This window comes from Microbacterium sp. NPDC055910 (genome assembly GCF_042271185.1).
In the GTDB taxonomy this organism is placed as follows: domain Bacteria; phylum Actinomycetota; class Actinomycetes; order Actinomycetales; family Microbacteriaceae; genus Microbacterium.
The window spans coordinates 44,385-57,511 of sequence record NZ_JBHJZS010000020.1; the positions used below are offsets into that span (position 1 = coordinate 44,385).

Consider the following 13,127-nt stretch of genomic DNA (forward strand, 5'->3'; position numbering starts at 1 on the left):
TGAAGGAGGCAGAGGTCATGGGGCATGAGACAACAGCAGACCCTATTCCTGCTCAGCATGATGCGGAGGCGAAGCGCAAGGTGGTGAACCGCTTGCGTCGTGCACACGGGCAGCTCGCCGCGGTCATCGCCGCGGTGGAGCAGGACGCGCACTGCCGCGATGTCGTGCAGCAGCTCTCCGCCGTCTCCAAGGCGCTCGACCGGGCGGGGTTCCTTGTGATCTCCAGCGCATTGAAAGAATGCTTGAACCACCCAGGCACGGAGGGCGCCCCCGATCAAGACGAACTCGAGAAACTCTTTCTCACGCTCGCCTAGCCGTCGGCCTCAACCTAACCCGCGGGGATTTCCATCACATCCCCACTCGCGAAGGCTCGTTAGCGTGACGGTGTCAACGGAGGGCAATTTCACTCTGATCGATCGTGCGCTCACAAGATACTGCGCGACCATCCAGAAGGGGTCGTGGTTGTCCCGCGTCAAGTAGGTGGCAGGATTTCTTCTCTTTCAAAGGTGGGGATGGTGGGGTCGGCCAGGCCCATGTGCACCTCCAGCGGCCGGTTCCAGGCGATCGCCTCGTGAGGGCGCTCGGTGTTGTACTCGGCCCGGTAGTCCTCCGCCCGCTCGATCAGGGTGAGAGCGTCTGGGATCTCGTCGAGGAACAGCCGTTCATACTTCAACGTCCCGAACCCGCGTTCGCGTGACCCGTTCTGGCCCGGCGACTTCACCCGGGTGCGGACGTGCCGCAGCTCGGGGTGGCGCATGATGAACAGCTCGAAGTTCAGCGACCGGAACGGTCCGCCGTTGAGTTCCTAAGCGATGTCAAGCGGCGGGGTGGGTAGCCTGTGGGTGGGACGGGCCGGTTGATGGAGCGCGTTGCGACTCCTTGCTTCGCCGGCTCGTTCTTGTTGTGGTGCGGGCGCGGCGCAGGGATTCGGGGACGGTGTATCGGGCTCGGATGATCGCGCGACCCTGGTCGAGGGTGACGGCGGCGCCGTCGATGTCCCGCAGCTCGTAGGGCGTGTTCGCGTTCCAGCAGGACGCGATCCGGGTGAGCAGGGTCGCGGCGATGTGACAGATCGCGGTGTTGTGGTGCTTGCCGGTCTCGACCATGAGTCGGTGGTATTTCGCGGCGAGGGTCGGGTCCTGTCTGCGGGCTTGGTCTGCGCTGATGAACAGAGCCTCTCGGAGCAGAGCGTCTCCGTGTTTGGTGGGGCCGCCGTGGCGGCCGGAGATGCCTGATGAGTCGAGCGAGGGGACCAGGCCGCTGAAGGAGCGCACGGCGGCGAGGGAACGGAACCGGCCCGGGTCGCCGAGCCTGCCGAGGATGACGGCGCCGGTGACGGGTCCGACGCCGGGCGCTGAGGTGATGATGCCGCGCGGGTCGCGTTCCCTGACGAGTGCGTCGATACGGTCATCGACCTCCTTGAGTTCTTCCGTGATCCGCAATGCGAGTCTCGCTTCGACGGCGATGTCCTCGGCGAGTTCAGCGAACTCCAGGTCTTCGCCCCAAAGCTCGCGTGATGCCGCCGCGGCGGCGAGGATCATGTCAGCAACGGCTTCTCCCCATGCTCCGCGCGAGTGACGGCCGAGGAACCTGACCAGTCGTGCTCGTCCCAGCCGCCGCACCGCGATCGGGTCCCCGTAGCCTGCGGCAAGGAACAGCAGCGGGGTTTTGTTCGACAGGTCGCCGCTGAACGCTCCGTGCCAGTCGGGCCCGAGGATCTCGAGCAGGGCGTCAAGGCGGGCGATGCTGGTGGTGCGTCGCTTGACCAGGGTGGAGTGCAGTTTCGTGGCCCGCCGCAGCGGGTCGCCCGGGCCCAGGCCCCGCTCTGCGTAGAGCCCCTCGGGGTGCAGCAACGGCAGCCGTGCGAGCAGCACCGAGTCGAGGCGGTCGCTCTTGGTGTGCTTCGCGTAGTACGCACGCAGATCCGCGGATCGTTCCGCAGGCACGAGCACCACAGTCGCGCCGCGGCGGCGGAACCAGGCCGCCAACGGGACCCAGGCGTTGCGGGTGGGCTCCATCACCACGGTCACGTCTTCCGCGGTGACGCTCGCCGGCAGTTTCGACCACAGCTGCTCAAGATCGGCAGGGCTGGTGCGAAACCGATAACCGGACCACAGCAGGTCACCGTGTTCGTCGGCAAGCGTGGCTTGATGCGGGGCGCGGCCGGCGATGTCCACGCCGATTCGGACGATCATCTGAGACTCCTTCGCGTTGTTCATCCCGTGGCCGGCGGCCGTGCTGCGCGAGGGAGTCGATCCGCACCGGACATTCGCTAACAGGGATCCTCGACCGGTGGCGGCGAGGTCTCCGGGTTCCTAACAGGGCATCTCGAGCTCCGGCAGTGGCCCCACCCGCCAACGCGATCAACAGGCAAGAAGTCGCCGATGCGCTCCACTCGGTGATGAAACGACGGCGGGCAGGTGCCGGACAACATCGATCATGCCCGCCGGCCGACGAACCTGCTCGAATGCTGCCCACCCAGCTTGAATGTCTGTGACGATCGTCACCACCGGCAGCAGCTCACCGGTCTCGGTATCGACGGGGCAGGTGTCGACGAGCGGGTGCCCGAACATGTGCTCGTAGTCGGCGAGGGCAAGCTCGATCGCGGCGATCGCGTCGTACTGGTTCCCGGTGGGTGAGGTATGGAACGGGTGCTCGAGCTTCGAGTACCAGTCCCGGCACCCCGCGATCCGCCACGTCCCGCCCTGCGTGGTCTCGAACTCGCTGAAGTCCAACTGCCAGACCTGGTTCGGGCCTGTCGGGTTCTTCGCGAACGCCGCCTTCCGATCCTTCGCCAGTTCGCGGCGCTGCTTCTGATACTCCGACGGCAGGATCAGCCCGTCATCGCGCAGCAACCGCAGCACGGTCGCCTGCGACACCTTGTGACCGTCGTGACGAGTCAGCGCCCAGATCTTCCGGTGACCCCACGCAGGCTTCGCCAACGCGTGCTTGGTCACCAGAGGGCGGGCAGCGTCCCTCGCCGGCTGCGGCCACGGCCCTTTCGGCGGCTGCTCCTGGCGCGCCTTGGCCTGCCAGCGCCGCCAGGTCCGTTCGGGCATGTCGATCAGCTCCACGAACCTCGAAGTCGACATGCCCGCCTCGATGCGGATCACCTCGAGGTCTTCGAAGGGCCCAAGCGGCCCTCCGCGGACTTCTTCCACACGCGGATCTCGACCGCGGCCTCACCGAGGGCCTGGGTGAGGTCCGCGACCTCGGCCTCGAGCTGCTGTTCCCGCGTCGACGGCCCGGACTTGCCCGCCGCGAGCCCGGTCTTCCCCGCTTCGAGGAAGTCGGCCTTCCACCTGCCGATCGACTGCTCAGACACCTTCTCGCGGCGCGCGGCCTCAGCGATAGTGATCTCGCCAGCGAGGATGCTGAGCACGATCCTCGTCTTCTTCTCCACCGGAATCACTGGTGGTCTTCCCATGTCGGACTCTCCGTTCAGGACTCAACTAACAGCCCTGCCACATAGTCTGACGCGCGACAACGCCGAAAACAGAACAACCTCACCGAGGACCCCCGAACGACGCGCACCGCCTGAACCGACCACGCGGCACGAAGCCCGCCAGCTGGACCGGCTCCGCCGTGAACACGGCACAGCCTTCGACGTTTACCTCGACCATGTATGGAACGGCGTCGAAGCGATCACCGACATGGAAGCGGACTTCAGCAACCTGCACTGGGCGTCGTATGAACGTATCGAGCAGTTCATCGACGACTTCATCGAAAGCCTCGGCTGGGCCGACGCCCGCGACCACGCCGCCCGCGAATGGGCGATCCCGAACGACATCCTCGTCTTCGACCGCGCCGCGATGCTCGAGCATCTGCGCGGCGACTTCGAGTTCCACGAGCGAGGAGGCGAAGTACATGTCTTCATCGCATAGCCCTGACCCCGACACGCATCAGCGTCCTGTGGAAAACCTTGACCAGGAGGAACATTTCACACTGGACTCAATCGGGCAAGAGAGCGTCAATGGAAACATGACCACAACTCCACACGCCGCCAGCCCGCTACCCGCCGCCGACCCGTTCGCGGCACTCACCCAGAGCTTCACCCCGAAGCGGGCCGTCTCGTATCTGCGCGTCTCGACCCGCGAGCAGGCCGAACGCGGCGGCCGAGAAGAAGGGTTCTCGATCCCCGCGCAGCGCGACGCGAACAAGAAGAAAGCGCAAGCTGTTGGCGCTATGGTCGTCAAAGAGTTCGTCGAACGCGGCGTCTCGGGCACCTCGACCAACCGTCCCGCGCTGCAAGAGATGCTCCGCTACCTCGAAGCAGAGCAGGGCAACATCGACTACGTCATCGTGCACAAGCTCGACCGTCTCGCACGCAACCGCGCCGACGACGTCACACTCAACCAGCGCTTCAACGAGCTCGGCATCCGCCTCATCTCCACCAGCGAGAACATCGACCAGACCCCTGGCGGGATCCTGCTGCACGGCATCATGAGTTCGATGGCCGAGTTCTACTCCCGCAACCTCGCCAACGAAGTCGTCAAAGGTATGAGCGAGAAAGTGAAGAACGGCGGATCCGTCAGCCGAGCACCCATCGGCTACCTCAACACCCGCACGATCGAGAACGGACGCGAGAACCGCATCGTCACCGTCGATGACAGCCGCGCGCCCCTGGTCGCCTGGGCGTTCACGGCTTACGCGACCGGCGAGCACTCCATCCGTACCCTCACCGCCGAACTCGTCCGCCGAGGCCTGACAACCGTGCCCACCGCACGCCTGATTGAGAAGCCCGTCGAGGTCCGCCACGTGCACTCAATGCTCACCAACAGCTACTACACCGGCGTCACCACGTTCAAGGGTGCCGAGTACCCCGGCAGCCACACGCCACTCATCGACCGCGAAACCTTCGAGAAAGTCCAGACGATCCTGAAGGAGAAGATCAACGGCGAACGCTCCATCAAGCACGACCACTACCTGAAGTCGACCCTGCACTGCGGGCACTGCGGCTTCCGCATGGTCGTGCAGGTCGTGAAAAACCGTCACGGTGAGACGTACCCGTACTACTCCTGCCTCGGCAGACACTCCAAGCGCACCGACTGCACCCTCCGATCGATCCAGATCGAACATGCCGAAGACCTCATCCAAGACCTCTACGACCGCATCAGCCTCACACCCGACTTCCGCCGCGACCTCGAACAACTCCTCCGCCACGGCATCACACTGCTGCGCACCGACACCGATACCGAGCGGGAACAGCTCGAGGCCACGAAGCAGACCATCGAGCGCCGCCAACGCAAGCTCCTCGAAGCTCACTACAACGACGCGATCCCGATCGACATGCTCCGCACCGAGCAACGACGCCTCGACATGGAACTTGCCGCCACGAACCGCAGCCTCAGCAACCTCACCGCCGACCTCACAGAAGCCGACGAACTCATTGCGATCGCGCTGGACATCGCCCAACACGCCGGAAGCACTTACCGGCAAGCCCCCGAGCACATCCGCCGCATGCTCAATCAGCTCCTCTTCGACAAGATCCTCGTCACCACCGACGACAACGGCCAGCACCAGCTGGAAGCGACCTGCGCAACGCCATTCGACATCATCTACAGCCCAGCCAGCCGAGCACTGGTCCACGACGCACGGCGCGCGCAGTCAACCACCGGAATCCCCGACAGCACGGGGAAAACGAAAGAGCCCGCCGAAACCGGCGGGCTCTCCCTGGACACAATGTCCGATAATCTCATTGCTCTTGTCGAGGGTTCGAGTAAGAGCATCATGGTGGACCTGAGGGGACTCGAACCCCTGACCCCCTGCATGCCATGCAGGTGCGCTACCAGCTGCGCCACAGGCCCTGACACTGCCTCGATCGCTCCAGGCAACTCGACAATGCTACTACACGGCGGAGGTGTCTTCTGACCGCGTCACTCGCCCGTTTGGGGCTTCGGCAGCGCGACGGGAACCACCGGGCAGTCCTTCCACAGACGTTCCAGACCGTAGAACACGCGCTCCTGCTCGTGGAAGACGTGCACCACGAGATCACCGAAGTCCAGCAGCACCCAGCGGGACTCCTGGCGGCCCTCGCGGCGCAGCCGCTTGTGACCGGCCTCGAGCAGCTTGTCCTCGATCTCGTCGGCGATCGCAGCGACGTTCCGCTCGTTGCGTCCGGTCACGAGGAGGAAGACATCGACGAGCGGGAGCGGCTGCGACACATCGATCGCGACGAGGTCCTCGCCTCCCTTCGCATCGGCCGCAGCAGCGGCGACCGCGAGCATCTCGTGCGACTGCGCACCCGCGGCCATCACAGTAGCCCCGTCAGGACGGCGACGATGAGGAGCCCGGCGACGGCGGCGAAGAGCACGCCCGCCGTGATCGCGAGCCACATCATGAGGCGGCTGCCCTTCTCGGGTACGGGAGGCCGGATGACTTCGCCGGCAGGCTTGATGGTGCTGACGGCCGCGCTCGCGGCGATCGGCGTCGGCGACGAGTGCGCCGGCAGTTCGCCGTCGAGAAGGACGGCGTCGAGCTCTTTGCCGTCGGTCGTGCCGCGCGCATGCCCCGTCGAGCCGAGGCCCTCGGGGAGTGTGAAGGTGCCCGTGACGAGCACGTCACCCGTCGCGGTGACGGGCGCGACCATGGGCAGCTCCCCCGTCGTCTGCGACAGGATCAGGGCGTTGGGTGTGCCCACGGCGCCGGTCGCTCCGCGCGCGAGAAGCTGATCGAACGACGGGGGAAGATCGAGCTGCACGGGTTCGCCGGCGATCACACCCGCGCCGAGTGCAGGATTGACGATGCGCTCGGCGGTCGTGTCCTCACGCGAGCTGGCTTCGGCCTGCGCGCCCTCGACATCGGCTTCGGGCTCGGCTTCGACGTCGCTCTCGGCGACGTCAGCGGGTGCGACTTCGTCGATCTGGTCGTCGATCTCCACCGAGTCGTCGGTGAGATCGCCGCTGTCGTCCACCTCGGACGCGACGAGGTCGGATGCGACGTCGTCAGCGGTGCCATCGCCGGGCTCCGCCTCGACGACATCCTCCGATTCGGCCTCGACGACGTCCTCCGATTCGGCCTCGACGACCACCTCTGACTCGGCCTCGACGACGTCGTCCGCCTCGTGCTCGTCGGCGGGCGCGAACATGCTGCGCAGCGCGTCGACGTCGTCATCTGCGCGCTCGTCGCTCTGCGGCACGGTCGAGATGGGTGCAACGGCAGCGATGGATGCCGCGTGGGCGGCCGCGAGCTCGGGCGTGATGACGGGCACCGAAGCCGTGCGGATCCGCTCCTGCTGGCGCGCCTGGCGCCGGGTCAGCGGTACGGCGTCGAGGTCGACCGACGAATCGTCGACGGGCGGCGCGGGCACCGCGACCGGCTCCGCGGGCCGCGGAAGCGGTGCGGGTGCGACCGGAATCGATTCGGCGGGCTCCGCTGGTGCAGCATCCGTCGTCACGATGGGCGTCGCCCCCGTGTTGCGCATTTCGCGCAGCTGCTTGCGGGTCAGCGGAGGGGTGTTCGGCTGCTCGGGTGTGCTCATGCCTCGCTCCGGTACAGGTGGTGCTTTGCAATGTATTGGACGACCCCGTCGGGAACGAGGTACCACACGGGATTCCCGCTCCGCACGCGTTCCCGGCAGTCCGTCGACGAGATCGAGAGGGCCGGGATCTCGAGCTGACTGACGCCGTCGGTCGGGAGTCCGTCGGTGGTCAGGACGTGGCCGGGGCGGGAGACCGCGACGAAGTGGGCGAGATCCCACAGTTCATCATGGTCCCTCCAACTGAGAATCTGCGCTATGGCGTCGGCGCCGGTGATGAAGAAGAGCTCGGCTCCGGGACGCTCGGCCTGCAGCTCCCGCAGCGTGTCGATCGTGTAGGTCGGTCCGTCGCGGTCGATGTCGACGCGGCTCACGGTGAAGCGCGGATTCGACGCCGTCGCGATGACGGTCATCAGATAGCGGTCCTCGCCGTGCGTGACGCCTTCCTTCTGCCACGGGTGTCCCGTGGGAACGAAGACGACCTCATCGAGATCGAATGACTGCGCGACCTCGCTCGCGGCGACGAGGTGTCCGTGGTGGATGGGATCGAACGTCCCGCCCATGACCCCGATCCGCGGGGGGCGCGCAACCGTCATGCGGTTTCGGCCTCAGTGGCCGTGTCCGTGCCCTGCGTGCTGGACGTCGTCGGCGTGCGCCTTCGCGTACGCGGCGGCCTTGGCGGAGTGACGGTTCGCCACGTTGCGGTACGAGAGGGTCACCAGACCGAGCGAGGCGAAGACGACGATCGAGACGATGCCGTACCCGACGGTCTCGAGGGCCACGTTCCCGTGGTCCGCCTCTTCGGCGGCAAAGGCGAGCAGCGTGGCGATGGTCATTCCGGCTCCGTTTCGAGGGTGTCTCCGCGCCTGTGGCACAGCGCGGCTCCAGTTTAGGCGGTCAGGCGCGTACTTGTCCTGAGCCGCGCGCGAGCCACTTCGAGCTCGTCAGTTCTGCGAGGCCCATGGGGCCGCGTGCGTGGAGTTTCTGCGTCGAGATGCCGACCTCGGCGCCGAAGCCGAATTCGCCCCCGTCGGTGAACCGCGTCGAGGCGTTGGCCATGACGACGGCGGAGTCGACCTCGGCGAGGAAGCGCTCCGCGTTGGCCTCGTCGGTCGTGATGATCGACTCGGTGTGATGCGTCGAATACTGCCGGATGTGCGCGAGCGCGGCGTCGAGGTCGTCGACGATCCGCATCGAGACGTCGAGACTCAGGTACTCCGTCGACCAGTCCTCGTCCGCCGCCGGAACGACATCGGATGCCCGTGCGCCGACCTCCTCGTCACCGTGCACGACGACGCCGTGCTCGCGCAGGGCGGCGACGAGAGGTGCCACGACGCGGTCGGCGGCGGCGCGGTGCACGAGCACCGTCTCGACCGCGTTGCACACGCTCGGCCGCTGCACCTTGGCGTTCACGACGATGTCGCGCGCCCAATCCAGGGGCGCCGAGGCATCGAGCACGATGTGGACGACGCCGGCTCCTGTCTCGATGACGGGCACGGTCGATTCGGTCACGACGGTCTCGATGAGCTGAGCGCTGCCGCGCGGCACGAGCACGTCGACGAGGCCGCGCGCCTGCATGAGGTCGCGGGCGCCGTCCCGGCCGAACTCGTCGACGGTCTGGATGGCCTCGGGGTCGAGCCCCTGCTCGCCGAGCGCGGCGCGCATGACCCGCACGAGTTCGGCGTTCGTGCGCTCAGCGGCGGTGCCGCCGCGCAGGACGACGGCGTTGCCCGAGCGCAGGGCGAGCGCGGCGATGTCCACCGTGACGTTGGGGCGCGCCTCGTAGATGGCGCCCACGACGCCGAACGGCACCGTCACCTTCGTCAGCGCGACGCCGTTGGCCAGCGTGCGCTCGTCGAGGATCCTGCCCACCGGGTCGGGCAGCTCCGCGATCTCGCGCACCGCGTCCGCGAGCGCCGAGACGCGGGCCTGATCGAGCGTGAGGCGGTCCTGCAGTGCCGTCGACAGTCCCCCGGCGCGTCCGCGCTCGATGTCCTGCGCGTTGGCGGCGATGACGGTGGATGCCGCGGAGTCGATGCCGTCGGCGATCGCGAGCAGCGCCGCGCGCTTGCTCTCATCGCTCAGCAGCGCGATGGAGCGTGAGGCGTCTTTGGCGCGCAGCATCCGATCGCGCGCCGTCGCGGCGGTGGTCGTCATCCGCTCAGCCTATCGACGTGCGGACGGGGCCCGTGGCGACGGGCGCGACGGGGTCGGGGTTGGGGTCGAACCAGGTGCCGACCGCATCGCCCGCGAGGGCGCGGTCGACGAGATCGGTGCGGGTCACGAGGACGCCGATCCCGGATGCCGCGGCCCGGCGTGCGGCCGAGACCTTGGTCGCCGCACCGCCCGTTCCGACACTGTTGACGACGGTGGAGCCGAACTCGAAGCCGCCGAGGTCCTCGCCGAAGGCGACACGGTCGATCGGGCGGGCGCCGGGCTCGTCGGGCGGGCGCGTATACAGGCATTCGATGTCGCTGAGCAGCACGAGCGCATCGGCTCCGATGAGGTCGGCGACCAGGGCCGCGAGCCGGTCGTTGTCGCCGAAGCGGATCTCCTGCGTGGCGACCGTGTCGTTCTCGTTGACGACGGGCAGGATGCGCAGGCCGAGCAGTCGTTCCATGGCTCGGCGCGCATTCGAACGCGGCGTGGGGTTCTCGAGGTCTCCCGCCGTGAGCAGCACCTGTCCCGCGACGATGCCGAACGGGTGCAGCGCCTGCTGATAGCGATAGATCAGGACGTTCTGGCCGACCGCGGCCGCCGCCTGCTGCGTCGCGAGGTCACTCGGACGTTCCTCGATCGAGAGGAACGGCATGCCGGTCGCGATCGCACCCGACGAGACGAGGACGACCTCGGTGCCGCGGCCGTGCGCTTTCGCGAGAGCGGCGACGAGGGGTTGGATGCGTGACGCGTGCGCGCCGCTGATCGACGACGAGCCGACCTTCACGATGACACGTCGTGCACCGGGGATGTCCGCGCGCTCGCGTGCGGTCATTCGGCTTCTCCGGTGTCACGCTGCCGATCTGCGATCCGTTCCGCGTCGAGCTCGGCCCGGGCGGCCGCCTTCGCGTCCATGCGCTCGTGGTAGCGCTCGCGACGCTGAGCGGTCGTGCGCCGTGCGTTGTCGTCGAGACGCGGATCCATGCCGCGGGGAGCCGTCATGAGCTCGGCGGCCGAACTGAGCGACGGCTGCCAGTCGAAGACGACGCCGTCGCCCTCGCCGATCACGACCGTCGCACCGGGTGTCGCACCCGCACGGAAGAGCTCGTCCTCGACACCGAGTCGATCGAGCCGGTCGGCGAGATAGCCGACGGCCTCTTCGTTCTGGAAGTCGGTCTGCTGCACCCACTTGACGGGCTTCTCTCCCAGGATGCGGTAGACGTTGCCGTACGTGCCGCCTTCGACGCGGACGACGAACTCCTTGACGGCGCCCTTGGGGCGGATCACGATGCGCTCGGGGACCGGCACGGCGGCCAGTTCGGCGCGGTGCTGCGCGATGATCTCGCCGAGCGCGAAGGTGAGCGGCCGCAGGCCCTCGTGGCTGACGGTCGAGATGTCGAAGACGCGGAAGCCGCGCTCTTCGAGCTCGGGCCGCACGAGCGCTGCCAGATCCCTGGCCTCGGGCACGTCGATCTTGTTCAGAGCGACGAGCTGAGGCCGATCGAGCAACGGAGTCTGCCCGTCGGGCACGGGATACGCGGCGAGTTCTTCGAGGATCACGTCGAGGTCGCTGAGCGGGTCACGACCGGGGTCGAGCGTCGCGCAGTCCAGCACGTGCACGAGCGCCGTGCAGCGCTCGACGTGGCGCAGGAACTCCAGGCCCAGGCCCTTGCCCTCGCTCGCCCCCTCGATGAGACCGGGCACGTCGGCGACGGTGTAGCGCATGTCGCCCGCCTGCACGACACCGAGATTGGGATGCAGCGTCGTGAACGGGTAGTCCGCGATCTTGGGCCGCGCTGCCGATACCGCGGCGATCAGGCTCGACTTGCCCGCCGACGGGAAGCCGACGAGCGCCACATCGGCGACCGTCTTGAGCTCGAGCTGGACATCGCCCTCCCAGCCGGGGGTGCCCAGCAGCGCGAAGCCGGGGGCCTTTCGCTTGGGCGAGGCCAGTGCCGCATTGCCGAGGCCGCCGAGCCCACCAGGGGCCACGACGAAGCGCATGCCCGGCTCGATCATGTCGACGAGCGGCTCGCCCGTGCCATCCTTCACGACCGTGCCGACCGGGACCAGCAGCTCGACGGGTTCGCCGGCGGCACCGGAGCGGTTGTCGCCCATGCCGAAGCCGCCGTTGCCACCGGAACGGTGCGGCGAGTGGTGGTACGACAGCAGCGTCGTGACTTGCGGGTCGGCGACGAGGACGATGTCTCCGCCCTGACCGCCGTTGCCGCCGTCGGGTCCGGCCAGTGGCTTGAACTTCTCGCGACGTACCGAGACGCAGCCGTTGCCGCCCTTGCCGGCGCGCAGGTGCAGCGTCACTCGATCCACGAACGTGACCATCTGCGTCTCCTATCTGTCTGAGGTATGCGAAAAGGGGCGAGCCAGAGCCCGCCCCTTTCGCTGAAGGTCTACTACCGTCGGTAGCCGAAACCTGCCGAGGTCACTCCGCCGCTGCGGCGGCGACGATGTTGACGACCTTGCGGCCGCCCTTCTGACCGAACTGGACCGCGCCTGCCTCGAGGGCGAACAGCGTGTCGTCACCACCGCGACCGACGCCTGCGCCGGGGTGGAAGTGCGTGCCGCGCTGGCGGACGAGGATCTCGCCGGCGTTGACGGTCTGGCCGCCGAAGCGCTTCACGCCGAGGCGCTGTGCGTTGGAGTCACGACCGTTGCGGGTGGAGCTTGCGCCCTTTTTGTGTGCCATCTCTGCGTCTCTTCCTGGACTTACTTGATGCCGGTGATCTTGACGCGCGTGAGGTCCTGACGGTGGCCCTGGCGCTTCTTGTAGCCGGTCTTGTTCTTGAACTTCTGGATGACGATCTTCGGTCCGCGAAGCTCACCGAGAACCTCGGCCGTGACCGTGACCTTGGCGAGCTTGTCGGCGTCGCTCGTCACGGCATCGCCGTCGACGAGGAGGACGGCCGGAAGTTCGATCTTGTCGCCGATCGAGGCAGCCTGACGGTCGAGGACGACGATCGTGCCGACCTCCACCTTCTCCTGCCGGCCACCGGCTCGCACAACTGCGTAAACCACTTCACACCTGATTTCGTCTGGGAGCACGATGCTCCGATTGAGACTGGAAAGTCTTGGTGCGGACTGCTGAGCCGCGGCCGAGCTGTCGAAGCACGCCGGGAGGCGTGCGACATGGGACGCACCAAAGGGATACTTTACCGGATGCCGCGATCTGCCGCAAAAGCGCGGCCTTCCGGCCTGTCGCGCTTAGGCTCTCGACGTGGCGATCCTCCTCGATGACCCGGTCTGGCCCGCTCACGGGAGGCTGTGGGCGCATCTGGTGAGCGACGCCGATCTGACGGAACTGCACGAGTTCGCCGCGGCGAACGGCATCCCGCGCCGCGGATTCGACCTCGACCACTACGACGTGCCCGCCGAAAGCCATGCCCGGCTCGTCGCCGCGGGTGCCGAGCACGTCGGCGGTCACGAACTGGTGCGGCGCCTGATCGCGTCGGGCCTGCGTGTCACAGCCCGCGAGCGG

Annotated in this window: 16 protein-coding genes, 1 tRNA gene and 1 pseudogene; 4 read left to right on the forward strand and 14 right to left on the reverse strand. The window is 67.4% G+C overall.

The window, feature by feature from the left end; genetic code table 11:
• Positions 1–17: 17 nt before the first annotated feature.
• Positions 18–314 (forward strand): metal-sensitive transcriptional regulator, encoded by a 297-nt coding sequence (locus ACFC3F_RS09845; RefSeq protein ID WP_206477275.1) that lies wholly within the window; start codon positions 18–20, stop codon positions 312–314.
• Between the two features lie 158 nt (positions 315–472).
• Here the strand turns inward: ACFC3F_RS09845 and ACFC3F_RS09850 are convergent, their stop codons facing one another.
• The 4 genes from ACFC3F_RS09850 to ACFC3F_RS09865 all read right to left on the reverse strand — a co-directional run bounded on the left by ACFC3F_RS09850 (position 473) and on the right by ACFC3F_RS09865 (position 3,382).
• Complete coding sequence (locus ACFC3F_RS09850) at positions 473–757, reverse strand: integrase core domain-containing protein (protein ID WP_376128945.1); 285 nt, start codon at positions 755–757, stop codon at positions 473–475.
• A 58-nt stretch (positions 758–815) separates the two neighbouring features.
• Positions 816–2,195, reverse strand: a complete 1,380-nt coding sequence (locus tag ACFC3F_RS09855) for an IS110 family transposase (protein ID WP_376128947.1) — start codon at positions 2,193–2,195, stop codon at positions 816–818.
• 168 nt (positions 2,196–2,363) lie between these two features.
• On the reverse strand, positions 2,364–3,113 hold the full coding sequence (locus ACFC3F_RS09860; RefSeq protein WP_376128949.1) for a hypothetical protein: 750 nt from the start codon (positions 3,111–3,113) through the stop codon (positions 2,364–2,366).
• Positions 3,110–3,382: a helix-turn-helix domain-containing protein gene (locus ACFC3F_RS09865; RefSeq protein ID WP_376128950.1), complete on the reverse strand. Its 273-nt coding sequence runs from the start codon at positions 3,380–3,382 to the stop codon at positions 3,110–3,112. Before ACFC3F_RS09865 ends, ACFC3F_RS09860 begins: the two co-directional genes overlap by 4 nt.
• Here ACFC3F_RS09865 and ACFC3F_RS09870 point away from each other — a divergent pair.
• Both ACFC3F_RS09870 and ACFC3F_RS09875 read left to right on the forward strand, forming a co-directional pair.
• Positions 3,372–3,884, forward strand: coding sequence for a hypothetical protein (locus ACFC3F_RS09870; protein ID WP_376128952.1), 513 nt, complete (start codon positions 3,372–3,374; stop codon positions 3,882–3,884). The two genes, ACFC3F_RS09865 and ACFC3F_RS09870, sit on opposite strands and share 11 nt — an antisense overlap.
• A gap of 97 nt (positions 3,885–3,981) precedes the next feature.
• A pseudogene (locus ACFC3F_RS09875) lies at positions 3,982–5,040 on the forward strand (recombinase family protein); the annotation flags it as partial.
• A 691-nt stretch (positions 5,041–5,731) separates the two neighbouring features.
• Here ACFC3F_RS09875 and ACFC3F_RS09880 read toward each other — a convergent pair.
• The 10 genes from ACFC3F_RS09880 to rplU form a co-directional block, all read right to left on the reverse strand.
• Positions 5,732–5,807 (reverse strand) — tRNA-Ala (locus ACFC3F_RS09880).
• A 69-nt stretch (positions 5,808–5,876) separates the two neighbouring features.
• Positions 5,877–6,254 carry a ribosome silencing factor gene (rsfS, locus tag ACFC3F_RS09885; RefSeq protein WP_376128953.1) on the reverse strand — a complete coding sequence of 126 codons (378 nt, stop codon included), beginning with the start codon at positions 6,252–6,254 and terminating at the stop codon, positions 5,877–5,879.
• On the reverse strand, positions 6,254–7,480 hold the full coding sequence (locus ACFC3F_RS09890; RefSeq protein WP_376128955.1) for a hypothetical protein: 1,227 nt from the start codon (positions 7,478–7,480) through the stop codon (positions 6,254–6,256). The genes rsfS and ACFC3F_RS09890 overlap by 1 nt, the downstream gene beginning before the upstream one ends.
• Positions 7,477–8,073, reverse strand: coding sequence for a nicotinate-nucleotide adenylyltransferase (gene nadD / locus ACFC3F_RS09895; protein WP_376128956.1), 597 nt, complete (start codon positions 8,071–8,073; stop codon positions 7,477–7,479). Before nadD ends, ACFC3F_RS09890 begins: the two co-directional genes overlap by 4 nt.
• Before the next feature lie 12 nt (positions 8,074–8,085).
• Positions 8,086–8,313, reverse strand: coding sequence for a hypothetical protein (locus tag ACFC3F_RS09900; protein WP_376128958.1), 228 nt, complete (start codon positions 8,311–8,313; stop codon positions 8,086–8,088).
• Positions 8,314–8,374: 61 nt separating this feature from the next.
• Complete coding sequence (locus ACFC3F_RS09905) at positions 8,375–9,634, reverse strand: glutamate-5-semialdehyde dehydrogenase (protein ID WP_376128960.1); 1,260 nt, start codon at positions 9,632–9,634, stop codon at positions 8,375–8,377.
• 4 nt (positions 9,635–9,638) lie between these two features.
• The gene (proB, locus tag ACFC3F_RS09910) at positions 9,639–10,469 is read right to left on the reverse strand and encodes a glutamate 5-kinase (protein ID WP_376128962.1); all 831 of its coding nucleotides are present in this window, start codon (positions 10,467–10,469) and stop codon (positions 9,639–9,641) included.
• Entirely contained in the window at positions 10,466–11,974 is a 1,509-nt protein-coding gene (gene obgE, locus ACFC3F_RS09915; protein ID WP_376128964.1) for a GTPase ObgE, read from the reverse strand. The genes proB and obgE overlap by 4 nt, the downstream gene beginning before the upstream one ends.
• A gap of 100 nt (positions 11,975–12,074) precedes the next feature.
• The gene (gene rpmA, locus ACFC3F_RS09920; protein ID WP_376128966.1) at positions 12,075–12,338 is read right to left on the reverse strand and encodes a 50S ribosomal protein L27; all 264 of its coding nucleotides are present in this window, start codon (positions 12,336–12,338) and stop codon (positions 12,075–12,077) included.
• 20 nt (positions 12,339–12,358) lie between these two features.
• The gene (gene rplU, locus ACFC3F_RS09925) at positions 12,359–12,667 is read right to left on the reverse strand and encodes a 50S ribosomal protein L21 (protein WP_376128968.1); all 309 of its coding nucleotides are present in this window, start codon (positions 12,665–12,667) and stop codon (positions 12,359–12,361) included.
• Between the two features lie 199 nt (positions 12,668–12,866).
• On the opposite strand from rplU, the gene ACFC3F_RS09930 reads away from it, so the two are divergent.
• Positions 12,867–13,127: DUF4031 domain-containing protein (locus tag ACFC3F_RS09930; RefSeq protein ID WP_376128970.1), on the forward strand; the 261-nt coding region annotated here is incomplete at its 3' end.